Below are 23,634 nucleotides of genomic sequence, written 5' to 3'. Positions count from 1 at the left end.
TTAGAGGCTATCCGGATCCCCAAAAAACATCTGAATCCGCGACCTCAACCAACGCTCCCCTGGATCATTATCCTGCGCGCCGCGCCAGGCCATGTGCAGTTCGAACGTTCGGGTTTCAATCGGCAGGTCTTCAGAGCGCACGCCTCCTGCGGCGGTCAGGACCTGCGCCGCATAATCAGGCACGGTGGCGATGATGTCGGTGCCGGTCAGCAGTGTGGCCAGGCCGTTGAACTGGGGCACGGCGAGGACGACGTGGCGTTTGCGGTCGAGTTTTTCCAGGTGTTCGTCGATGAAGCCGCTCAGGTCGCCGGCGAAGGAGACCAGTGCGTGGGGGCGGGCGCAGAAGTCGTCGAGGCTCAACGGGCCGGGTATCGAGTCGGCGCGCAGCAGTTGCGGCTTGCTCCTGCGCAAGACTTTGCGCTTGGCGTTGGCGGGCAGGTCCTGGGTATAGCTGACGCCGACGGAAATCTCCCCGGAGGCGAGCAGGGGCGGCATGAGGATGTAATTGACTCGTCTGACCACCAGCACAATGCCCGGCGCTTCGGAGCGCAGACGCTTGAGCAGGGTGGGCAGCAGCGCGAACTCGACGTCATCGGACAGGCCGATGCGGAACACCGAGGTGCTGGTCGCCGGGTCGAACTCTGAGGCACGGCTGACCGCTGTCGAGATGGAGTCGAGTGCCGGGGAGAGCAGGGCGAAGATTTCCTTCGCTCGGGCGGTGGGCTCCATGCTGCGCCCGGTGCGCACGAACAGTGGATCATCGAACAGGCCGCGTAGCCGCGACAGCGCAGCGCTGATTGCCGGCTGGCCGAGAAACAGCTTTTCCGCCGCACGTGTGACGCTGCGCTCATGCATCAGGGTCTCGAAAACGATGAGCAAATTGAGGTCGACGCGACGCAGGTCGTTGCGATTCATGCGGAATATCTCGGGCCATTTGTCGGTTGAGGACGTGAGCAGGGTGCGATAGTACGAGCAAATGCGGGTCGGGCGCAGCGAAAATTACTGTGAGGGTTACTGAATGTCCACACGGCTTGCAATGTTTCGTCGACATGCGAACAATGGCGGCCATTACGCGCATCGACGCCCAGACGCTGTCTGGCTGCGCCGTGCAGCGCACAGGACACAATCGATGACAGGCATGTCGACTATTAATAGCCACCGATGGTGTTGCCGGCAATGCCCGGATAAAGTTTGTGGCATCAAGGTTCACAGGCGAGGTTCTAAATGTCCCGCACGATCCGTTTTCACCAGTTTGGCCCGGCCGAGGTGCTCAAAGTCGAAGAGCATCCTGTCGCGTCGCCTGTCACCGGCGAGGTGCAGGTGCGTGTTCAGGCCATCGGTGTCAGCTGGTACGACGTTCTTTGGCGGCAAAATCTCGCATCTACCCATGCCCGGCTGCCTGCCGGTCTGGGTTATGAGATGGCTGGCGTGGTTACCGCGCTGGGCGACGGTGTGGATGATCTGCAAGTAGGCGACAAGGTCGCCAGTTTTCCTGCGGCCGATGCCAACCAGCACCCGGTCTACGGCGAATCCATCGTCATGCCGCGCCGTGCATTGACCCGCTACCCGGATGCGTTGACGCCGGTCCAGGCCAGCGTGCATTACACGCCGTATCTGGTGGCGTACTTTGCATACGTTGATCTGGCGCGTATCAAGTCCGGTCAAACCGTACTGGTCACCGACGCCAGCCACTGCTCCGGCCCTGCATTCGTGCAGTTGGGCAAGGCACTGGGGGCTCGGGTTATCGCCGCGACCAAGACCGAGGATGCTCGTGAGTATCTGCTGTCACTGGGCGCTGAAAAAGTGGTGGTCACCGAAGAACAGGACTTGTTGATGGCAATCAACAAGTACACCGACAACCGTGGTGTCGATGCCGTCTTCGATGGCCTTGGCGGTCCGCAGATGTCGATCATGGGCGATGTGCTTGCGCCGCGTGGCAGTTTGGTGCTGTATGGCCTGCAAGGCGGTAATCAGACGCCGTTTCCGGCCTGTGCCGCTTTCCAGAAGAACATCCAGTTCTACGTGCATTGCCTGGGCAATTTCACCGGCAAGCCCGAGCTGGGCATTACCCAGGATGAGACCGCACTGCAACGCGCCTTGCAGCAGATCAATCAGATGACCGCCGACAAGGTATTGGCGCCGTTGCAGACGCGCAGCTTTCCGTTCGAGCAGGTGGTGCAGGCGCACCGTTACATGGATGTCTGCCCGATTGGCGGGCGTGCGGTGCTGGAAGTCGAGGCGGTCTGATTCATCACCTCCTGTCAGCGCTCGTTATTGAAAAGCCTTCCGAACGGAAGGCTTTTTGCATCCCACATCGAAAAAGAACACCACGAATTAAACACTTCTGAATAATGCCCCTGTCAGTTTTTCTGGAAGTGGGGTAACCGTGAATGAATATTAAAAAGAGCATCGCAGCGGCAGGACCGTCTCGACTGTTTATTTAAGTGTATTGGCGCTGACAGTCACGGCGACTTATAAATGTCCTTTCCCACGGGCTAGAATGAAACAGTAACTGGATCGATGCCCCAAGGGCATCGGTAAAGCCTGAACAGCCTGCCTGAAGGGTTTGCAGGCTATGGCTTTCAAGCGTTTCGCGTGTCTCATGAGTTCGATAGTACAATTAAACGATTTGTTTAAGTTGTTGAGGATGTTCTGCTGACTGCACTGTTTTTTAAAGCAAACTGTCTATTGTAATTGTTTTAAAGATACTGATAATGCGTCGGTAATTACCACTCAGGGAATGAGTCATGCTCGACTATAAATTGAGTTGTCAGCTTGATGTTCAATATTCTGTCTGCACCGTGTCATGCCTTGAGCGACAGGCAGGTGACGCACGATGAGTTCTATTCACGAACAGGCAATGAATTATGTCTACCAGCAAGTGCTGCAACGCTTGTTGGGGTACTTCTCGCGCGCAGAGCGCACCGCGCTGCAGCTGTTGATCCAGCGCCTGATTGTTGCGGCTGGCGGCATCGAGCAGATTGCCGGCTTCAAGGTGCTGGTGGCTTTCGGTGGTGGCAAGGACAGTGCCTACACGCTGGCCTTTCTGCGCGCTGCGCAGTTGAGTATTGCCTGCCGTTCGCCCGGCACATTCAACCTGCGGGTTGCCAATCGGCGTCACGCGGGCATGACCCCTGCGGTGATGGATAACATCAACCGCACCTATTCAGCGTTGTTTCTGTACGACGACCCGCGTGTCGAGATGCTGATGATCGACAGTCAGTACACACAGGCCTTCGAGCCGGATCTGCCTTTTTCCAGCGCGGGGCGTGAGCAGAATCGTCTGGACATGCTGCTGGGTGGGCACCTGTCCGCTGGCGACGCCCGCACCACGTTTTGCAATACCTGTTACCTCGGGCTTGCGGAGTTTCTAGGACGCGCCCTGAGCTGGGGCAATGGCGTCGATGCGGTCGTCAGCGGCGACTCGCGCAGAGAGCAGCGTCAGTATGCGACCTGGATCATGCGACTGGCCCAGCGTACCGGGCAGTATTCGGGCAGTTGGGGCAAGCAGACGCTGGCCAGCGTGCTCAAGGTCATCGATACGATTGGCGAGGCTTACTATCACGAGCTGTACGGGGAGGGCGATGACAGCCCGCCGGCAAGTCGAGCCATGACGCTGCCTGAAAAAAGCAGCTCGCCGGCGTTCATTACCATTGCCGATCTGGTCAGTTGCAAGGCGGACGAACACTGGAACCTGCTGACCGAGTTTCTCGATTTCCGCTTCGATGATCTGTCGTTCAGCTTCAGTGAGTCCGATTGCGCCAACCCTTTGTTGATGGCCCACATGCGTGGCCTGACCGCGCAATACCTGCAAGCGCGTACTTATGCCGACGGGATCGCCGAATACCTTGAACTGGCGACGTCACTGATGCGCAGAAAGCAGATGCCGCCACGATTGATCGACCAGACGCTCAGCGCTTATGCCGGTCGGGCGCGCATCGAGGCGCGCCGCGAGCTGGCATCGGGCTTCGCTCAGGAGGGCTTCGGCCTGAACGAGACTCAACTGGTGTGCATGCTGTTTTCGCCGTTCGTCGATCATGGCCATGGCCTGGAGTCCTTTCTGCGCAGTTGCCACCCAGGGATGCTGGTAGCGCTGCCGGATCTGCACAAGGCGCTGTCGGGTTCGACAGCGCCGGATCAGGTCATGCAGTGGCTGGTGGATATCAGCGGTCTGAGCCTCAAGTCATTGCACAACCTTTACGGCAAGCAGCGGGTGAACTTCGACGACCCGCAGTCAATCATCGCCAGAATCCGTGCAGCCGATCCTGACAAGCGCCGGATCATGACCGTCGACCCGGCGACGGGGCAGGCAGTGGCCGAGATGCTCTCGGGACGCTGATCCGGTTGCCAGGCATGGCTGCTACCGGCAAACGGCGGCGGTCATATAGCAATGTTCTGAAGCCTGTTCTGGTTGAACGGTGGATACCTGCATGAAAAACAACACGGATTTCGCCTATCAGGCGGTCTACCGCTACCTGGTGCGTCTGGTTGACCAGCAGCAGGGCGAGCTGGCACTGAAAATGCCGTCATTGCGACAGCTGGCCCAGCGACTGAACGTATCAATATCGACGGTGCAAAGCGCCTACTCGCTGCTGGAAAAGGAAGGGCGCGTTTATTCGCTGCCAAAATCAGGCTATTACTCGGTACCGCGCAGCTTGAGTGCGCAGGGCCTGGTGATACCGGACGCAGACGGCGATCTTTTGCAGGCCTTGTATGACAACGCCCGTCGCCCCGGCATGGCGTTGCTGGGCTGCGATGAACCGGCGCTTTTGCACGCTCAGGACAATCCGCTGCCGGCAATGGAGCGCGAGCTGGGCAGGCATTACCCGCGTCAGCGGGACCCGGTTTTTCAGCCATGCGGTGAGCCAGAACTTCGCACGGCAATTGCCGCCCGTTATACCTACGATGCAGTGCATTGCTGGCACGCTGAGAATGTCTATATCGCTGCTGACTTTCATGGCGTATTCAAGGCGGTGCTCGGCACGCTGGGCCTGCGCGGCGGCACGGTACTGGTGGAATCGCCCTGTGCCTGGGCGTTGTTGCGCTTGCTGCAATCCTTCGACATCCGGGTAATCGAACTGCCGCTGGACGAGACCGGCTGCCTTGATGCTGTCCGGCTCGACGGCCTGTTGCGCGGCCATGACATCGGGCTTGCCGTGTTGCCCTCGTTGCTGAACCCGGTGCGAGGCAGCATGCGTGCGCAGAACAACAGCCAGACTGTCGCCGAAGTGCTCAACCGTCATCAAGTCTGGGTGCTGGAAAACGACAGTCACGCCGGGTTGCAATTTGCCGCCGGGCAGTCTCCGCTGCGGCACTGGATCGACCCTCAGCGGTTGGTGGTCATGGGCGGATTCGAGAAAAGTCTCGGGCCTGAGGCGCCCTATGCTTACTTGCTGTGCAAGAGCCTGGATGCGCGTTGGCAGCAGTATTTCTGCCTGCGAGCATTCGAGCTGCCGCCGCTTCGGCAAAGGGCCATCGCCAGGTTATGCAGCAGCGGACGTCTGGACAGGCAACTGATGGCGTTGCGCGAGACGCTGACCGAACGCATGCAGTCGATGACCCAGCAACTGGATGAACGGACTGGCGGGATGCTGAGTTATCAGTTGCCCGAGGGCGGCTGCGGCATATGGGCCGAGAGTGCATACCCCGTGGACCTGCGCCAGGTCTTCGTTGCGCTGCTGGCCCGGTCGATTGTCGTCAGCCCCGGTGAACTGTTCACTTTGCAGAACCGCTACTCGCAACATCTGTGGATCAGTTATGCCACTGACTGGACTCGTGAACCTGCCAAGCTGCTGGGCGCATTGGCAGAGGCATTGACTCACGCTCGTCTGCCATAGACCTCGACATGGCAGGCCGTCGATCCATTTGTGTTTGCCAGACGTGGTTCAAGGTTGTTAACTGGACGCCTGTCCAGTATTCACAACCAACGGCTCCCCAGCGCAGTGACCCCGAACGCCCCCGTAAACCCTGATCCCGAGCCTGTTCTCGCCAGCGACCTGCCTGCGCGTTATGTCGTGGCCGTGCGCGCGTTGTGTGAGTTCACCGCCAAGGTGGGCGACCTCGACCTGCGCTTCACGCCGTCACCCACGGCGCAGGAAGGCATTGCCGGGCATCGCACGGTTGCCACGCGGCGCGGCGCCGATTACCAGGCCGAGTTGTCGTTGAGTGGCGATTATCGCGAGCTGACGGTAAGGGGCAGGGCGGACGGCTATGACGTCAGTCGCAATCAGCTGGAAGAAGTGAAGACCTATCGCGGTGAACTCGACGCGATGCCGGCCAACCACCGTCAGTTGCACTGGGCGCAGGTGAAGGTCTACGGCTGGCTGCTTTGCCAGCGCCTGCAGCTTGAAAACGTGACGCTGGCCCTGGTGTATTTCAACATTGTCAGCGAGCAGGAAACCCTGATTCGCGAGCCGTTCAGCGCGGCTACGCTGCAAGCGTTTTTCGAACGACAGTGCTCGATTTTCCTCGGCTGGGCGCAGCAGGAGCTGGCGCATACGCAGGCGCTGCACACGACACTGGGCAGCCTGAAATTCCCCCACGCGTCTTTCCGCACCGGGCAGCGGGTGCTGGCCGAGTCGGTGTACAAGGCCGTCAGTACTGGCTGTTGCCTGATGGCTCAGGCGCCGACCGGTATTGGCAAGACGGTGGGCACGCTGTTCCCGTTGCTTAAGGCCGCGCCCGGCCAGAAGCTCGACAAGATTTTCTTTCTCACCGCCAAGACGCCAGGGCGTCGACTGGCGCTGGATGCGCTGGAAGTCATTAATCACAGCGCGCCGGAGCTGAAGCTGCGGGTCCTTGAGCTGGTGGCGCGCGACAAGGCCTGTGAGCATCCGGACAAAGCCTGCAACGGTGATTCCTGTCCGCTGGCCAGCGGCTTTTATGATCGTCTGCCAGCCGCTCGCTCGGCGGCGCTGACCTCGCCGTGGTTGAATCAGGCGGGCGTACGCGATGTCGCCTTGCAGCATCAGGTCTGCCCATATTATCTGAGCCAGGAACTGGCGCGTTGGGCTGACGTGGTCATCGCAGACTACAACTATTACTTTGACCTGAGCGCGTTGCTGTTCGGCCTCGGTCAGCTCAATCAGTGGCGCGTTGCGGTGCTGGTCGATGAGGCCCACAACATGGTCGAACGGGCACGCCAGATGTACAGCGCCAGTCTTGACCAGAGCCAGTTGAAAGCCTTGATTCAGACAGCGCCGGAACCGGTGAAAAAAGCCTTGCAGCGTCTGGATCGACAATGGAATGCGCTGCACAAGGCACAGCCCGGCGCCTATCAGGCTTATTCGGCAGCACCGGAAAAATTCATCGGCAGCCTGAACCAGTGCATCTCGACCATCGGTGATCATTTCAACGAGCACCCGCAGGCAGTGGATGGCACGTTGCAGGGGTTCTACCTGGAAGCCATCGGCTTTGCGCGCATCGCCGAGCTGTTCGATGAGCATTTCATTTTCGACATCACCCGGCGCGAGGCGGGCGGCAAGCGCATTCTGTCGCGCCTCAGCCTGCGCAACGTCGTCCCCGCGCGTTTCATCCGGCCGCGCCTGACCGCTGCGCGCAGCACCGTACTGTTTTCCGCAACGCTCAACCCGCGCCACTATTACGCGGACCTGCTGGGGTTGCCGGGCAACACGGCATGGATCGACGTGGAGTCGCCGTTTCATCACGATCAGCTCGACGTGCGCATCGTCAGTCGCATTTCCACCCGTTTCACCCATCGTCAGGCTTCGCTGGCGCCGATTGTCGAACTGATGGCCGAGCAGTTCGACGCGCGGCCGGGCAATTACCTGGCGTTCTTCAGCAGTTTCGATTACCTGCAACAGGTCGCCGAGCTGATGGCGCGCACTCACCCGCACATCAGCCTTTGGCAGCAGGCACGGGGGATGGGTGAGAGTGAGCGCCACGCATTTCTCGACCGGTTCACCCTGAGCAGTCAGGGCATCGGTTTTGCCGTGCTGGGCGGCGCGTTCGGTGAAGGCATCGACTTGCCGGGCGCACGCCTGATCGGCGCGTTCATCGCCACCCTGGGCCTGCCTCAGCTCAATCCGGTCAACGAACAGTTCAAGCAGCGCATGGCGGCGCTGTTCGGCGCCGGTTATGACTACACCTACCTTTATCCCGGCGTGCAGAAGGTGGTGCAGGCTGCGGGGCGGGTTATCCGCAGCCAGAGTGACAGCGGTGTGGTCATGCTCATCGATGACCGTTTTGCCGAGCACAAGGTGAAGCAGTTGTTTCCAGCGTGGTGGCGGCCCGAAACGTCAATGGCCTGAGGTCGGTTGCCGTTTTGGCGATTGAGCTGAAACAGAAGCAGATACCGGGGATCGATACTCAAGCAGCGCTGTCGAACTGCCAGTAAACTGCGGCATTGATCACCTTGGCAGCCGCAGCAAGTCTTTATTTTTTCTCCGTATTTCATTTCTTCGTGGAGGTTGTATGAGTCTCAGTCCTTTCGCCGGCAAGCTGGCACCTGCGCAGTTACTGGTCGATATTCCGAGACTGGTCACGGCTTACTACACCGGCCAGCCCGATGCATCGGTGCCCACTCAACGTGTTGCGTTCGGCACTTCCGGGCACCGTGGCACATCGTTTGACCTGGGTTTCAACGAATGGCACGTGCTGGCTATCAGTCAGGCGATCTGTCTGTACCGCAAGGCCAACGGCATCGACGGCCCGTTGTTTCTGGGTGCCGATACCCACGCGCTGTCGACCCCGGCCGCGGCCACCGCGCTTGAAGTGCTGGCCGCCAATGGCGTGCAGGTGATGATTTCGCAAGGTGACGAATACACCCCGACGCCTGCGGTGTCCCACGCGATCATCTGCTACAACCGCGGCCGTACTTCAGGGCTGGCGGACGGCATTGTCATTACGCCTTCGCACAACCCGCCGCAAAGCGGTGGCTTCAAGTACAACCCGCCCAATGGCGGCCCGGCCGACAGTGATGTCACCAAGTGGATCGAGAACAAGGCCAACGAACTGCTGGCCGAGAAAGTCACTGGCGTTTCACGCATCAGCCATGAAAAAGCGCTGCGTGCCGATACCACGCACCGCCATGATTACGTCAACACCTACGTGGCCGACCTTAAGAACGTGATCGACATGGACGCCATCCGCAATTCGGGTCTGCGTCTTGGTGTCGACCCGCTGGGCGGGGCCGGGGTGAGCTACTGGTCGGCAATTGGCGAGCATTACGGCCTGAATCTGGATGTGGTCAATAAATTTGTCGACCCTACGTTCCGCTTCATGACCGTCGACTGGGATGGTCAGATTCGCATGGACCCGTCCTCCAGCCATGCCATGCAAAGCCTGATCGGTCTCAAGGACCGCTATCAGGTTGCATTTGCCTGCGATCCGGATCACGACCGTCATGGCATCGTGACCCCGTCTGGCGGACTGATGACACCCAACAGTTACCTCGCCGTGTCCATCGACTACCTGTTTCAGAACCGTCCTGAGTGGCGTGCCGATGCAGCGGTCGGCAAGACCGTGGTCAGCAGCGGCATGATCGATCGTGTGGCCAAACGCCTGGGCCGTCGCCTGTATGAAGTGCCGGTCGGCTTCAAGTATTTCGCACAAGGCCTGTTTGAAGGCTCGTTAGGCTTTGGCGGCGAAGAAAGCGCTGGTGCCTCGTTCCTGCGCCGCGACGGTACGGTCTGGACCACCGACAAGGACGGTCTGATTCCGGCCTTGCTGGCTGCGGAAATGACTGCGCGTACCGGTCGCGATCCAAGCCAGATCTACAAGACCATGACCGAAGAGCTGGGCGAGCCGTTTTCGACCCGCGTCGATGCCAAGGCCAACCCGCAACAGAAGGCACTGCTGAGCAAACTGTCGCCGGAGCAAGTGACTTCCACTGAACTGGCGGGCGAGCCTATTCAGCAGGTGCTCAGCAACGCGCCGGGCAACGATCAGGCGTTCGGTGGTGTGAAGGTCATGACCGAAAATGGCTGGTTTGCCGCGCGCCCTTCAGGGACTGAGGACATCTACAAGATCTATGCCGAGAGTTTTGTCAGCGAAGATCACCTCAAGCGTCTGGTGGCAGAAGCTCAAGTGCTGGTAGATGGCGCCATTTCGCCGAACTGATTGCCACACTGGTCAATGCCTGAAAAACCTCGAACCTCACTCGGTTCGGGGTTTTTCAGCTTTTGGCGTGTGCTTCAGTCGCGATAGAACACCTGCACCAGGTGATAGCCGAATTTGCTCTTGATCGGCCCATGCACGACGCGTAGCGGCTTTTTGAAGATCACCTGATCGATCGCACCGACCATTTGCCCAGGCCTGACTTCACCCAGATCGCCGCCACGTTTGCCGGACGGGCAGCTAGAATGCTTTTTAGCCAGCACGTCAAACGCCTCACCCTTGGCAATGCGCAGCTTGAGCTGTTCGGCCTCTTCGGCGGTCTTCACCAGAATATGGCGGGCTTGGGCTTTCATGTCGCAATATCACCTGCTGCAAAAGGCTGCCATTATGCCTGCTCTTGCTGAGCGACGCCCGCGCGTCACGCGTGCCGTCCTGACGGCCGTGGTCTTTTTACTTCATTTTGAACGGTATTGATTATGGATTTCCCGGCGCTGTTGAAGATTCTGGCCAGTCAGGACGGATCGGACCTTTACCTTTCCACCGGAGCGCCACCGTGCGCCAAGTTCAACGGTGTGCTCAAGCCACTGGGCAGCGAAACCTTCAAACCGGGAGAGGTGGCGGTGATTGCCCAGGGGCTGATGGACGAGGAGCAGAAGCTCGAGTTTCAGCGCGAACTGGAGATGAACCTCGCCGTTTCGATGGCTGGCATCGGCCGGTTCCGCATCAATATCTTCATGCAGCGTAACGAGGTGTCCATCGTCGCGCGGAATATCAAGCTGGACATCCCGCGTTTCGAAGACCTGTTTCTGCCGCCCGTACTGCTTGACGTGATTATGGAAAAGCGCGGTCTGGTGCTGTTTGTCGGGGCCACCGGTTCGGGCAAGTCGACCTCGTTGGCGGCGCTGATCGACTACCGCAACCGCAACGCCAGCGGCCATATCATCACCATCGAAGACCCGGTCGAGTTTATCCATCGCCACAAGAAGTCGATCGTCAACCAGCGCGAAGTCGGGGTCGATACCCGCAGCTTCCATGCGGCACTGAAGAACACGCTGCGCCAGGCGCCGGATGTGATTCTGATCGGCGAGATTCGCGATCGCGAGACCATGGAGCACGCGCTGGCGTTTGCCGACACCGGCCACCTGGCGATCTCGACACTGCACGCCAACAACGCCAATCAGGCGCTGGACCGGATCATCAATTTCTTCCCGGAAGAGCGTCGCGCGCAGTTGCTGCATGACCTGGGCAACAACCTCAAGGCGTTCGTCTCGCAGCGACTGGTCAGAACCCCGGATGGCAAGCGTCGTGCGGCGGTGGAAGTGATGATGGGCACGCCGACCATTCGCGACCTGATCCAGCGCAATGAACTGACCGAGCTCAAGGGCATCATGGAGAAGTCCGGCAGCCTCGGTATGCAGACGTTCGACTCGGCGCTATTCAATCTGGCCGTCGAAGGTGCGATCAGCGAAGAAGAGGCCCTCAAGAACGCCGATTCACAAAACAACGTGCGCCTGCGCCTCAAGCTGCACAGTGAAGGCGGCGCCGGAACACTGACCACACCGCCACCGGCTCCGACCGGCAGCAGCACGGCAAGCACCGCCGAGTGGGGGCTGGTCGATGATGACGAGCCGGGTCCGCAAGCGTAAATCGGAGACGCTCCTAAACCTTCCGGGCAGAAGCTTCGTTGTGGGTCAGATCATTCAGGATGCGCGGCCGCCAGCAATTCCTGTGTGTACGGGTGCTGCGGCGCATCGAAAACGTCATGGCTGGCGCCGCGCTCGACGACTTTGCCATCCTTGACCACGATCACGTCGTGGGCAAGGGCTTTGACTACCGCCAGGTCATGGCTGATGAACAGGTACGTCAGGCCGTGCTTTTCCTGAAGTTCGCGCAACAGCGCAACGACCTGTTTCTGCACGGTCCGGTCCAGCGCCGAGGTCGGCTCATCGAGCAGAATCAATGCGGGTTTCAGCACCAGCGCTCGGGCAATGGCGATACGCTGACGCTGGCCACCGGAAAACTCATGGGGGTAGCGATGCCGGCTCTGCGGGTCGATGCCGACTTCTTCCAGTGCCCGAATGACCTCGGCATCGCATTTCGCCGGGTCGTACTGGCTGTGTACCTCCAGTCCTTCACTGATGATCTGCGCCACTGACATGCGTGGGCTGAGGCTGCCGTAAGGGTCCTGAAAGACCACTTGCATCTCTTTACGCCACGGTCGCATCTGTTTCTGACTCAGGCCGTCCAGCGCCTGCCCGCGAAAGCGGATACTGCCGCGCGACTCTAGCAGACGCAGGATCGCCTGACCAAGAGTCGACTTGCCAGAGCCTGACTCACCAACGATACCGAGGGTTTTGCCGCGCTCAATACTCAGGCTGATGTCATCCACCGCCTTGAGGTATTCCTTGTGCCGCCGCAGGATGCCGCCGGTCAGGGAAAACCAGACCTTCAGGTTGTCGACTTGCAGCACCGTTTCCCGGGTGTCGCGTCGCAGCGGCTCGCCGGCAGGTTCGGCGTCCAGCAGCAGGCGGCTGTAAGGGTGCTGAGGTGATTTGAACAGCGACTTGCAATCGGACTGCTCGACGATTTCACCGGCGCGCATCACGCAGACGCGCTGCGCGACGCTGTGCACCAGGTTCAAGTCATGGCTGATCAACAACAGCGACATGTTCAGGCGCTGTTGCAGCTCCTTGAGCAGCACGAGGATCTTGCGTTGCACCGTGACGTCCAGCGCAGTGGTCGGTTCGTCGGCAATCAGCAGCTCCGGCTCGCAGGCCAGCGCCATGGCTATCATCACCCGCTGGCGCTGGCCTCCAGAGAGTTCGTGCGGGTAGGCTTTCAGGCGTTTTTCCGGCTGTTGAATGCCTACCAGCTCCAGCAGCTCGACAATGCGTTTCTGCGCTTCACGACCGCTGATGCCGCGATGCAGCAGTAACGTTTCGCCGATCTGTCGGGCCACGCTGTGCAGCGGATTCAGCGAGGTCATCGGTTCCTGGAAAATCATCGCAATCCGGTTGCCGCGCAGCTCGCGCAGAGTGCGGTCGTCGGCACCCACCAGCTGTTGACCTCGGTAGGTGATGTTGCCCGTGGTCAGGGTGCCGCTGCGGGGCAGTAATTGCAGGATCGAGTGAGCGGTGACGGACTTGCCGGAGCCGGATTCCCCCACCAGTGCCAGACACTCGCCGCGGCGCACATCCAGGCTCAGGTTACTGACCACTTTCTGCCCGTTGAAGGCGACGCTCAGGTCGCGGATTTCGATCAGGTTTTCCGACATGTCAGGACCTCGGGTCGAAGGCATCACGCAGCGCCTCGCCTATGAATACCAGCAGCGTCAGGATCAACGCGAGGGAGAAGAACGCTGTCAGCCCCAGCCAGGGCGCTTGCAGGTTCTGCTTGCCCTGGGCGATCAGTTCACCCAGTGACGCGCTGCCGGCAGGCATGCCGAAGCCCAGAAAATCCAGCGCAGTGAGGGTCGAGATGGCACCGGTAAGAATGAACGGCAGGTAGCTCAACGTCGCATTCATCGCGTTGGGCAGGATGTGGCGCATGATCACTTTTCGATCCCCCAGACCGAGCGCCCGAGCGGCCTTGACGTACTCGAGGTTGCGCCCGCGCAGAAACTCGGCGCGCACCACATCGACCAGGGTCAGCCAGGAAAACAGCGCCATGATGCCCAGCAGCCACCAGAAATCGGGCTCGACGAAACCTGACAGGATGATCAGCAGGTACAGCACCGGCAGGCCTGACCAGACCTCCAGCAGACGCTGGCCGAACAAGTCGACCCAGCCGCCGTAGTAGCCCTGCAACGCCCCGGCGCTGATCCCGATCAGCGCGCTGATGAAGGTCAGCACTAGCGCAAACAGGATCGACACCCGGGCGCCGAAAATCACCCGCGCCATGACGTCGCGCGCCTGGTCATCGGTGCCGAGCCAGTTTTCTGCAGACGGCGGGCTGGGTGCCGGGGTTTTCAGGTCATAGTTGGGCGTGTCGTCACTGAACGGGATGGGCGGGAACAGCATCCAGCCGTCCCCTTTGCTGATCAGTGTGCGTACGTAGTCGCTGCGGTAATCGGGCTGGAAGGGCAGCTCGCCGCCGAATTGCTGCTCGGTATAACGCTTGAATACCGGGAAATAGAGCGAGTGCTGATAGCTGACCAGCAGAGGCTTGTCATTGGCGATCAGTTCGCCACCCAGTGTCAGGGCAAACAGACCGCAGAACAGCCACAGCGACCACCAGCCGCGGCGATTGCTGCGAAAACGTTCCAGGCGACGACGGGCCAGCGGCGAAAGGCTGCGCATCATGCATTCCTCGCGCTGAAGTCGATTCTGGGGTCGACCAGCGTGTAGCAGATATCGCCGATCAGCTTTATCAGCAGGCCGAACACGGTGAAGATGAACAACGAACCGAACACCACCGGGTAGTCCCGCGACACAGCGGCTTCATAGCTCATGCGGCCCAGGCCATCCAGCGAGAAGATCACCTCGATCAGCAGCGAACCGGCAAAGAACACGCTGATGAACGCCTGCGGAATGCCCGACACCACCAGCAACATGGCATTGCGAAACACATGACCATACAGCACCCGTCGCTCGCTCATGCCCTTGGCGCGGGCCGTGGTCACGTACTGACGGGTGATTTCGTTGAGAAAGGAATGCTTGGTCAGCAGGGTCAGCGTGGCAAAGCCGCCAATGACCAGCGCCGAGACCGGCAGCGCCAGGTGCCAGAAATAGTCAGCGATCTTGCCGATCGTGGTCAGTTGCTCGAAGTTGTCCGAAACCAGTCCGCGCACCGGAAACCAGTTCAGCGACGTGCCGCCACAGAACACCACCACCAGCAGCATGGCGAACAGGAAGGCTGGCATGGCGTAACCGATGATGATGGCGGTGCTGCTCCAGATATCGAACTGGCTGCCGTGTTTCACCGCTTTGCGAATCCCCAGCGGGATTGATACCAGGTACGTCAGCAATGTCGCCCAGAGCCCCAGTGATATCGACACCGGCATTTTCTGCAGAATGAGGTCGGTCACCGTTGCGCCGCGAAAGAAGCTGCTGCCGAAATCCAGTCGTGCATAGTTCTTCAGCATCAGCCAGAGACGTTCGTGCAGCGGTTTGTCGAAACCGTATTGACGTTCGATCTGCTTGATCAGCGCCGGGTCCAGCCCGCGGGACGCTTTGGAATGACCCGCCCCGGCAGACTCGCTGGCACCCGCGCCCACGGTTGCACCGCCGATCCCTTGCAGGCGAGCAATGGCTTGCTCCGCAGGCCCGCCCGGTGCGGCCTGCACGATAAAAAAGTTGACCAGCAAAATGCACAGCAGGGTAGGGATGATCAGCAGCAGGCGCCGCAGGATATAACCGAGCATTCACTGCATCTCCGAAACGATGGCCGAGGCGCCGCGTTTTTCAGCGAATTGCTCATTGGTCAGCGGTGTCGGGCTGATTTCCCACCATGTTTCGATGGCCTCATTGTTGCTGGCCTGAATTTTGGGGATGCCGAAACGGTTCCACCAGACGGTTGAAGAGCCGGGCGGATAGTAGTTGGGAATCCAGTAGTAGTTCCACTGCAGTACGCGGTCCAGGCAATGGGCGTAGTCGGTCATGGTCTGCTTGTTGTCGGCCTTGAGCAGGCCGGCAATCAGCGTGTCGACAGCAGGGTCTTGCAGCACCATGTAATTGCTCGAACCCGGGTCCATCGCCACCTTGGAGCCAAAACTGCTGTACAGCTCGGCACCGGGCGATGTCGAGACCGGGTAGCCGGTGACAATCATGTCGTAATCGCGGGCCATGACGCGGTTGAGGTATTGCGCGGCATCGATGCGGCGAATGTCGAAGTGGATACCGATCTGCGCCAGGGTGCGTTTGTAGGGCAGCAGCATTCGCTCGAAACCTGTTTGTGCATTGAGAAAGGTAAAGCTGAACGGTTCGCCCCGGGCATTCACCAGCTCATCGCCCTTGGGCGTCCAGCCAGCTTCTTTCATGAGGGCCAGCGCTTGCAGTTGCTTGTCGCGAATGAAGCCTGTGCCATCGGTTTTGGGCGTCTCGAACACGCTGTCGAACACCTGCTTGGGGACTTCGCCGCGCAGTGGCTCGAGGATTTTCAGTTCGGCAGGCGTGGGCAGTTCGCTGGCGGCCAGCTCCGAGTTGGAGAAGAAGCTGTTCTGGCGAATGTACATGTTGCGCATCATCTGCCGGTTGGTCCATTCGAAGTCCCAGAGCAGCGACAGCGCTTGGCGCACGCGACGGTCCTGGAACATGGGGCGGCTCAGGTTGAAGACGAAACCCTGCGAGCTTTGCACCGCGCCCCTGGCCAGTTGGGCTTTCTGCAGGCGCCCGTCGCTGAGGGCGGGGCCGTCATAGCGAATTGAATAGCCAGTCGCCGAAAACTCGCGGTTGTAATCATAGGCGCCGCCTTTGAGTACCGTACGTGCAACATCAATGTCGCCGAAGTACTCGATGCTGAACCTGTCGAAGTTATACAGGCCTTTGCTGACCGGCAGGTCCTTGCCCCACCAGTCCGGATCGCGCTCGAAGGTGACAGTGCGGCCCGGGTCCACATGGCTGATCCGATAGGGTCCGCTGCCAGGCGGAATTTCAAAGCCGGCACCGCTGGCGAAGTCACGGGATTTCCACCAGTGCTCGGGGAATACCGGCAGCGAAGCCAGATCAAGGGGCAGGGTGCGGTTATCGCTGTTCTTGAAGTCGAAGCGGATTTGCGAAGGCGATTCGACCTCCAGTCCCTGGACCGCTTCAAACTGGGTCCGGTATTGCAGGTTACCCTGCGTCATCAGCAACTCGTAGGTGTACTTCACGTCACTGGCGGTAATCGGCGTGCCGTCCGCGAAACGCGCCTTCGGGTTCAGGTAAAAGCGCAGGGAGAGGCCATCCGCGCCACGCTCCATTTTCTCGGCGACAAGCCCGTAGACGGTGTAGGGCTCGTCCATCGAGCGCGTAGCCAGTGGGGAGTAAAGCATGCCATTGATCTGCGAAACGCCCATCCCCTTGTCGGTGAAGGGCATCAGGTGGTCGAACTGGCCGATTTCGATGGCCGAGCGTCGCATGCTGCCGCCTTTGGGCGCGTCCGGGTTCACGTAATCGAAGTGCTTGAAATCGGCTGGATAGCGTGGCGCTTCGCCGTAAACGGTCAGGGCGTGTTGCGGGGCTGCGGACAGCGATTGGGTTGCGCCAACGAAGGTCAGCGTCAAGGCGAGCAACGATGAAAAAACAAAACGCATGACTCGAATCCTGACTGACGTTCGCAAGCGAATGTCAGGGTTAAAGGCGACTGGCTGTACAGCGGTGACAACAATCATGACAGAGCTAATGGCCCTGCATCGCGCTATCTTCTACAGACAAATGGCCGCTTCGCCAAGCCACTGCGCTGTTGAAAACGACCACATACAAAAACGGCCCATCCGAAGATGAGCCGTCTGGCATGCGGCGCGACAGGATCAGTCCTGACGGCTGGTCACTTCCAGCAGGTGGTAGCCGAACTGAGTCTTTACCGGACCCTGAACGGTGTTCACCGGAGCACTGAATACGACAGTGTCGAATTCCTTGACCATCTGGCCTGGACCGAACGAACCCAGGTCACCGCCCTGGCGGCTCGATGGGCAGCTGGAGTTGGCCTTGGCGATTTCAGCGAAATCAGCGCCGCCTTCGATCTGAGCCTTGAGTTCGTTGCATTTTTCTTCGCTCGAAACAAGGATGTGGCGGGCAGTGGCTTTAGCCATGGGGAATAATCTCCTGTGAAAAAAAAGAAACAGCCTACCGGATTCAGTGCGGTATTTCCCGACAAAGTTCCTTCGCTCTGTTTATCTGTAACGCAGACGGTCAACCGCGCGACGCAACAGCTGTTCGGTGCCTTCCCAGCCAAGGCAGCCATCGGTGACCGAAACGCCGTACTGCAGCGTCCCGCCCAATGCCTGGCAGCCGTCGAACAGGTGGCTCTCGATCATCATGCCGATCAGCGAGGTATTGCCCGACAAGCGCTGTTCAAGCACGTCTTCGAATACGGCTGGCTGACGCAGCGGGTCCTTGCCACTGTTGGCATGGCTGCAATCGACCATGATCCGCGACGCGACATTATTCCTGCTCAGGCTCGCCTGCAACTTGGCCACACTCTGGCGATCGTAATTGGGGCCGCCGTGACCGCCGCGCAGCACAATGTGCGTGTCCGGATTGCCTTGCGTCTCGATAATGGCCGGGTGGCCATGACGGTCCATGCCAAAGTGACGATGCGGATGCGCCGCCGAACGCATCGCGTCGCTGGCCACCGTTACGCCGCCGTCAGTACCGTTCTTGAAACCGACCGCCATGGGCAGGCCGCTGGCCATTTCGCGATGGATCTGCGATTCGGTGGTGCGAGCGCCAATCGCGACCCAACTGAGCAGATCGTCGAAGTAGCCTGCCGCCATGGGCTGCAGTATCTCGGTGGCGATCGGCAGGCCCAGGCCCAGCATATCCCGCATCAAATGCCGCGACAGCGTCAGGCCCTCGGCCATGTCGTCACTGCCATCGAGGCGCGGATCGTAAGCCAGGCCTTTCCAGCCCACCGTCGTGCGCGGTTTTTCGACGTAGGCGCGCATTACCAGCAGCATCTGGTCACTGACTTGCGCGGCAAGGTCGGCCAGTCGCTCAGCGTATTCAAGGGCGGATCGAGGGTCGTGGATCGAGCAGGGGCCGACGATGACCAGCAGCCGCGAGTCTTGACCTTCAAGGATGGCGCGTACGGCGCGGCGGTGGGCTGCAACCTGTTCGGTGAGCGCTGCGTCGAGGGGCAGGCGCATCTTCAATTCCAGGGTCCCTGGCAGGCGTTTCGAGGCGGGGCTGTTGTCTGCCAGTTTTACGGCGTGGCTGGACAGGTCGGACGGGGTTACGGCAACGGACGAATTCATGTTCTGGCTTCCTGGGCTGGCGGGACGCTCCCGCGCAGACCTACTGGGGTGTTCGACAAAGGGCTTCTAGAACCGGGGGTATGTGATTGCCACCTGGCAGAGACCGAACGGAGGCGGCAGGCTGTCCCGAACGGAGGTGGCTAAATCGCCAGGCAAAATCGATGTCGTTGCGGTAATAAGTGGCGTAGTTCATGTTGTGTCCTCGATGCAATGCAGATTGATGGTTTACGGCTGTTCTTGAACAGACCGTTGAAATACGTGGCCCTGAAAAAACAAAACCCCCGGTCGGGAAGCCGACCGGGGGTTAGAGAATTCTCTGGTTGGCGTCCCCTTAACGTGGGCGCCGGATGGGTATCAGGCGCGCCAGTGGCTAAACCAATACCCATAATAAGAGTCAACGGATGCGCTCACCGAGGCAGTCTGGACAGCCACAGCGCGTGCACGGCAAGTAATGCCGGTAACAGCGTCGAGTAGCGGTGAAGTGGATTGCAGCATGGTGGGTCTCCGTTAATTGAGCGCAAGCTTACTTCAGGAAACCAGGCGCCTTCAATTGGAAAATTCAATCAACGGGATTATCGTTTTTCGCGAATGCAGGCAGGTGGAACCCCGGTAGCCACAGCGAACCGCTCAACGGTTGATGGCATGCCGTATTCGGCGCGGGCTATTTTGCCCGCAACCCTGTATACCTGAATGCAGGCAACGGCTTTGGCGTTTTGTCCGGGATGCGTTGTCACCAGCCAATAACGGCTATTCTTCACGTGCTTCTTCATGCCGGGCTTCCGTGTTCGGGATCGTCCCGATCTTCATGCCCAGCAGTACAGCTACCTTATGCGCTTCACCGCGCCTTCCTTTCTTGCGTCCTGCCAGTACCTGGTAAGTGGTCGCCGGATCAATGCTGTTTTCACGAGCGAACTCCTGAACAGATTTGCCCTGTTGATCCAGCCAGGCCTTGGCTTGTGCGGCGGTGCGAATTCCGGGCATAGTTCAAAATCGTTCAAATCTATTCAATTCCGCGAGATTCTAACACTCGTTCGGATGGCTTCAACAGGATAATAGGTTCAAATGAGTGGAATCGGTTACCGACTGAGAAAGGAAAGAGAACGTCTGAGCATGTCTCAGCGTACCTTCGGTGAAATAGGAGGCGTCGAGGCTAATGCCCAGGGAAAGTATGAAAATGGTGATCGTGCACCGAAGGCCGATTACCTGGCGGCGGTTGCAGCCAAAGGTGTTGACGTGCTTTACGTGTTGACGGGGACGCGAACGCCGGTGCCGATCGACAATCTCAGCCTTATCGAGGAAAAAATCCTGGGCAATTACCGAGTGCTGGGCAAGGAAGATCAGGATGCTATCCGGCGCCTGACAACCACTATCGCCGAGCTCTCGGGGCCATTATCGGGGGCTGCGAAGCTTCCGTCGGTCAAGTGATAAAAGCCCGGGGCGGGCGCCGCTCTGCTGTCGTATCGAGATTTTTGCAGCACTGCCTGAGGTGCTTGCCATCATATTGATGTGAGACGGTGTTCGCAGTGCTAGGTCTGACTCGTTGTTTTTGTTATGGTGATTGGCATTCGTTATGACCGTTGCGCGAGGTGTCTGCTTGATTAAGGTGCTAGTTGTCGATGACCATGATCTTGTCCGGACAGGCATCACACGCATGCTCGCCGACATTGATGGTCTGCAAGTTGTCGGGCAGGCCGATTCCGGCGAGGAATCCCTGAAGAAAGCGCGCGAGCTCAAGCCTGACGTCGTATTGATGGACGTCAAGATGCCGGGCATCGGTGGGCTGGAAGCGACGCGCAAGATGCTGCGCAGCCACCCTGATATCAAGGTCGTCGCTGTTACCGTCTGTGAAGAAGATCCTTTCCCGACCCGTTTGCTGCAGGCTGGCGCTGCCGGTTACATGACCAAGGGCGCCGGGCTTGCCGAAATGGTCCAGGCCATTCGCCTGGTGTTTGCCGGTCAGCGTTACATCAGCCCGCAGATTGCCCAGCAACTGGCATTGAAGTCGTTTCAACCGCAGGTCAACAATTCGCCGTTCGATCTGCTGTCCGAGCGCGAGATCCAGATTGCCCTGATGATCGTCGGCTGCCAGAAAGTCCAGACCATCTCGGACAAGCTGTGCCTTTCACCGAAAACCGTTAATACCTACCGATACCGTATCTTTGAAAAGCTCTCGATCAGCAGTGATGTTGAACTGGCTTTGCTCGCTGTACGTCACGGCATGGTTGATGCCAGCGCCTGAACATGACCCAGACTTTCGATCCAAGTGCATTTCTCGCGACCTGTAGCGGTCGTCCCGGCGTCTACCGTATGTTCGACGCCGAAGCCACACTGCTTTACGTCGGCAAGGCCAAGAACCTCAAGAAGCGTCTTGCCAGCTATTTTCGCAAGACCGGACACGCGCCCAAGACCGGAGCGCTGGTGTCGCGCATCGCCCAGATCGAGACCACCATCACGGGCAACGAAACTGAAGCGCTGTTGCTGGAGCAGACCCTCATCAAGGAGTGGCGGCCCCCGTACAACATTCTCTTGCGTGACGATAAGTCCTATCCCTATGTGTTTCTGTCCGATAATGCCTTTCCGCGACTGAGCATTCATCGTGGTACCAAGAAAGCCAAGGGCCGTTATTTCGGGCCTTACCCGAGTGCCGGCGCGATTCGCGAGAGCCTTAGCCTGCTGCAGAAGACCTTTCAGGTGCGGCAGTGCGAGGACAGCTACTTCAAGAACCGCACGCGTCCTTGCCTGCAATATCAGATCAAACGTTGCAAAGGGCCGTGTGTCGGGCTGGTCGAGCCTGAGGTGTATGCCGAGGACGTACGTCACTCGGTGATGTTTCTCGAAGGGCGCAGCAATGCCCTGAGTGACGAACTGAACGCCTCCATGGAAAAAGCCGCGATGGCGCTCGATTTCGAACGCGCAGCCGAGTTGCGCGATCAGGTCGCCTTGCTGCGCCGCGTCCAGGATCAGCAAAGCATGGACGGCGGTACCGGCGATGTCGATGTGGTCGCCGCGTTCGTCAACCCTGGCGGCGCCTGCGTGCACCTGATCAGCGTGCGGGGCGGGCGGGTGCTGGGCAGCAAGAACTTCTTCCCGCAGGTCGGCATAGAAGAGGAGGTCGGCGAAGTGATGTCGGCATTCCTGGCTCAGTATTTCCTCGGCGGCATCGACCGTGAACTGCCCGGCGAAGTCATCGTCAATGTCATCAACGACGATTTTCCTGCGTTCGTCGACGCCGTCGAAGAACTGCGCGGCGTCGAGATGGTTATCAGTCATCGCGTGCGCGGCACCCGGGCGCGCTGGCAGCAAATGGCGGTCACCAATGCCGAGCAGGCACTGACCGCGCGGCTGGCCAACCGTCAGCATGTTGCGTCGCGGTTCGAAGCGCTGGCCAAGGTGCTGGGTCTCGAAGACCCACCGATGCGTCTGGAATGCTACGACATCAGCCACTCCAGTGGTGAGGCGACCGTAGCATCCTGCGTGGTGTTTGGCCCCGAAGGCCCGATCAAGTCCGATTACCGGCGTTTCAATATCGAAGGCGTGACGGCAGGCGACGACTATGCTGCGATGCACCAGGCGTTGACCCGACGTTATAGCCGCATCAAGGCCGGGGAGGGCAAGTTGCCGGACGTGCTGCTGGTGGACGGTGGCAAGGGTCAGATGTCCATGGCGCGTGACGTGCTCAATGAATTACAGGTTCCTGACCTCATCCTGCTCGGTGTGGCCAAGGGCACCACGCGCAAGGCAGGTTTCGAGACGCTGTACCTGAACGACTCAGCGCATGAATTCACGTTGCCCGGCGACTCTCCGGCCCTGCACCTTATTCAGCAGATTCGCGACGAGGCGCACCGTTTCGCGATCACCGGCCACCGTGCGCGCCGGGGCAAGACCCGGCGTACATCGACCCTCGAGGGCGTCGCGGGTGTCGGGCCGACCCGGCGTCGTGATCTGCTCAAACATTTCGGTGGATTGCAGGAATTGTCCCGTGCCAGCATCGATGAAATAGCAAAAGCACCCGGAATCAGCAAAAAGCTGGCAGAGTCGATTTATGCAAACCTGCACAGCGAGTAGAATGCTCGTTCACCTCGTAGCCAGTTGTGCCGATGAATATCCCTAATCTGATCACCGTACTACGCGTTTTACTGATTCCGATCTTCATTTTGTTGTTCTACATGCCTTACCACTGGAGCTACATGGCGGCCAGTGCAGTCTTTGCGTTCGCTGCGGCGACCGACTGGCTCGACGGGTATCTGGCCCGCCGTCTTGAACAGAGCACGCCCTTTGGCGCCTTTCTCGATCCAGTAGCAGACAAACTGATGGTGGCCGTGGCATTGGTGCTGCTGGTTCAGGCGCATGCCAATCTTTGGCTGACGCTGCCCGCAGCGGTGATCATCGGCCGTGAAATCGTAATCTCTGCGCTCCGCGAATGGATGGCGGAAATCGGCGCGCGTGCGCAGGTTGCCGTTTCCAACATGGGCAAGTGGAAGACAGCGGCGCAGATGCTCGCGCTGGTCATTCTGCTCGGCAACCCGCCGGCCATCACCCTGTGGGTGATTCTCGGCTATGCGCTGCTGCTCATTGCTGCGGGGCTGACACTCTGGTCCATGGTGCAATACCTGAGAGCCGCGTGGCCGCACCTCAGGACGACTGCAGAAAAAAAATAAGTTTTT

General features: G+C 59.5%; 19 protein-coding genes. 10 read left to right on the top strand and 9 right to left on the bottom strand.

Annotation, left to right across the window (positions count from 1 at the left end):
- Positions 1-915, bottom strand: a complete 915-nt coding sequence (locus PI739_RS20160; protein WP_271352143.1) for a LysR family transcriptional regulator — start codon at positions 913-915, stop codon at positions 1-3.
- A gap of 309 nt (positions 916-1,224) precedes the next feature.
- Here PI739_RS20160 and PI739_RS20155 point away from each other — a divergent pair, with 309 nt between their 5' ends.
- The 5 genes from PI739_RS20155 (at position 1,225) to pgm (ending at position 10,080) form a co-directional block, all read left to right on the top strand.
- Positions 1,225-2,247 carry a zinc-dependent alcohol dehydrogenase family protein gene (locus tag PI739_RS20155; protein WP_099266074.1) on the top strand — a complete coding sequence of 341 codons (1,023 nt, stop codon included), beginning with the start codon at positions 1,225-1,227 and terminating at the stop codon, positions 2,245-2,247.
- Between the two features lie 589 nt (positions 2,248-2,836).
- Positions 2,837-4,339, top strand: coding sequence for a hypothetical protein (locus PI739_RS20150; RefSeq protein ID WP_003435527.1), 1,503 nt, complete (start codon positions 2,837-2,839; stop codon positions 4,337-4,339).
- A 91-nt stretch (positions 4,340-4,430) separates the two neighbouring features.
- A complete protein-coding gene (locus PI739_RS20145) occupies positions 4,431-5,837 on the top strand; it encodes an aminotransferase-like domain-containing protein (RefSeq protein WP_271352142.1) in 1,407 nt (468 codons plus the stop codon).
- A gap of 105 nt (positions 5,838-5,942) precedes the next feature.
- On the top strand, positions 5,943-8,270 hold the full coding sequence (locus PI739_RS20140; protein WP_271352141.1) for an ATP-dependent DNA helicase: 2,328 nt from the start codon (positions 5,943-5,945) through the stop codon (positions 8,268-8,270).
- 163 nt (positions 8,271-8,433) lie between these two features.
- The gene (pgm, locus tag PI739_RS20135) at positions 8,434-10,080 is read left to right on the top strand and encodes a phosphoglucomutase (alpha-D-glucose-1,6-bisphosphate-dependent) (protein WP_003435518.1); all 1,647 of its coding nucleotides are present in this window, start codon (positions 8,434-8,436) and stop codon (positions 10,078-10,080) included.
- A 74-nt stretch (positions 10,081-10,154) separates the two neighbouring features.
- Here the strand turns inward: pgm and PI739_RS20130 are convergent, their stop codons facing one another.
- Complete coding sequence (locus PI739_RS20130) at positions 10,155-10,430, bottom strand: peptidylprolyl isomerase (RefSeq protein WP_002553334.1); 276 nt, start codon at positions 10,428-10,430, stop codon at positions 10,155-10,157.
- A 123-nt stretch (positions 10,431-10,553) separates the two neighbouring features.
- Between PI739_RS20130 and PI739_RS20125 the strand changes: the two genes are divergently transcribed.
- Positions 10,554-11,723: a PilT/PilU family type 4a pilus ATPase gene (locus PI739_RS20125; protein ID WP_003435515.1), complete on the top strand. Its 1,170-nt coding sequence runs from the start codon at positions 10,554-10,556 to the stop codon at positions 11,721-11,723.
- 50 nt (positions 11,724-11,773) lie between these two features.
- Here PI739_RS20125 and PI739_RS20120 read toward each other — a convergent pair whose 3' ends face one another.
- The 7 genes from PI739_RS20120 to PI739_RS20090 form a co-directional block, all read right to left on the bottom strand.
- A complete protein-coding gene (locus tag PI739_RS20120) occupies positions 11,774-13,351 on the bottom strand; it encodes an ABC transporter ATP-binding protein (RefSeq protein ID WP_046719327.1) in 1,578 nt (525 codons plus the stop codon).
- A 1-nt stretch (position 13,352) separates the two neighbouring features.
- Positions 13,353-14,375 (bottom strand): ABC transporter permease, encoded by a 1,023-nt coding sequence (locus PI739_RS20115; protein ID WP_003435512.1) that lies wholly within the window; start codon positions 14,373-14,375, stop codon positions 13,353-13,355.
- Entirely contained in the window at positions 14,375-15,439 is a 1,065-nt protein-coding gene (locus PI739_RS20110) for a microcin C ABC transporter permease YejB (RefSeq protein ID WP_271352140.1), read from the bottom strand. The genes PI739_RS20115 and PI739_RS20110 overlap by 1 nt, the downstream gene beginning before the upstream one ends.
- Positions 15,440-17,308, bottom strand: coding sequence for an extracellular solute-binding protein (locus PI739_RS20105; RefSeq protein ID WP_248680777.1), 1,869 nt, complete (start codon positions 17,306-17,308; stop codon positions 15,440-15,442). It abuts the gene before it with no gap.
- Between the two features lie 216 nt (positions 17,309-17,524).
- Positions 17,525-17,806 carry a peptidylprolyl isomerase gene (locus PI739_RS20100; protein WP_002553340.1) on the bottom strand — a complete coding sequence of 94 codons (282 nt, stop codon included), beginning with the start codon at positions 17,804-17,806 and terminating at the stop codon, positions 17,525-17,527.
- An 81-nt stretch (positions 17,807-17,887) separates the two neighbouring features.
- Complete coding sequence (locus tag PI739_RS20095) at positions 17,888-18,970, bottom strand: 3-deoxy-7-phosphoheptulonate synthase (RefSeq protein WP_003435510.1); 1,083 nt, start codon at positions 18,968-18,970, stop codon at positions 17,888-17,890.
- 747 nt (positions 18,971-19,717) lie between these two features.
- Entirely contained in the window at positions 19,718-19,951 is a 234-nt protein-coding gene (locus PI739_RS20090; protein ID WP_003435509.1) for a DNA-binding protein, read from the bottom strand.
- A 129-nt stretch (positions 19,952-20,080) separates the two neighbouring features.
- Between PI739_RS20090 and PI739_RS20085 the strand changes: the two genes are divergently transcribed.
- The 4 genes from PI739_RS20085 to pgsA all read left to right on the top strand — a co-directional run bounded on the left by PI739_RS20085 (position 20,081) and on the right by pgsA (position 23,628).
- Positions 20,081-20,395: a helix-turn-helix domain-containing protein gene (locus tag PI739_RS20085; protein WP_003364326.1), complete on the top strand. Its 315-nt coding sequence runs from the start codon at positions 20,081-20,083 to the stop codon at positions 20,393-20,395.
- A gap of 169 nt (positions 20,396-20,564) precedes the next feature.
- The gene (gene gacA / locus PI739_RS20080; protein ID WP_002553344.1) at positions 20,565-21,209 is read left to right on the top strand and encodes a response regulator transcription factor GacA; all 645 of its coding nucleotides are present in this window, start codon (positions 20,565-20,567) and stop codon (positions 21,207-21,209) included.
- Positions 21,210-21,211: 2 nt separating this feature from the next.
- Positions 21,212-23,035, top strand: a complete 1,824-nt coding sequence (uvrC, locus tag PI739_RS20075; RefSeq protein ID WP_003393963.1) for an excinuclease ABC subunit UvrC — start codon at positions 21,212-21,214, stop codon at positions 23,033-23,035.
- A gap of 32 nt (positions 23,036-23,067) precedes the next feature.
- On the top strand, positions 23,068-23,628 hold the full coding sequence (pgsA, locus tag PI739_RS20070; RefSeq protein WP_003400851.1) for a CDP-diacylglycerol--glycerol-3-phosphate 3-phosphatidyltransferase: 561 nt from the start codon (positions 23,068-23,070) through the stop codon (positions 23,626-23,628).
- The last annotated feature ends 6 nt before the right edge of the window (positions 23,629-23,634 follow it).

The organism is Pseudomonas cerasi (assembly GCF_027983475.1).
Classification (GTDB): Bacteria; Pseudomonadota; Gammaproteobacteria; order Pseudomonadales; family Pseudomonadaceae; genus Aquipseudomonas; species Aquipseudomonas cerasi.
Note: the sequence above shows the minus strand (reverse complement) of the source record. Positions and strands in the feature narration are given on the sequence as shown.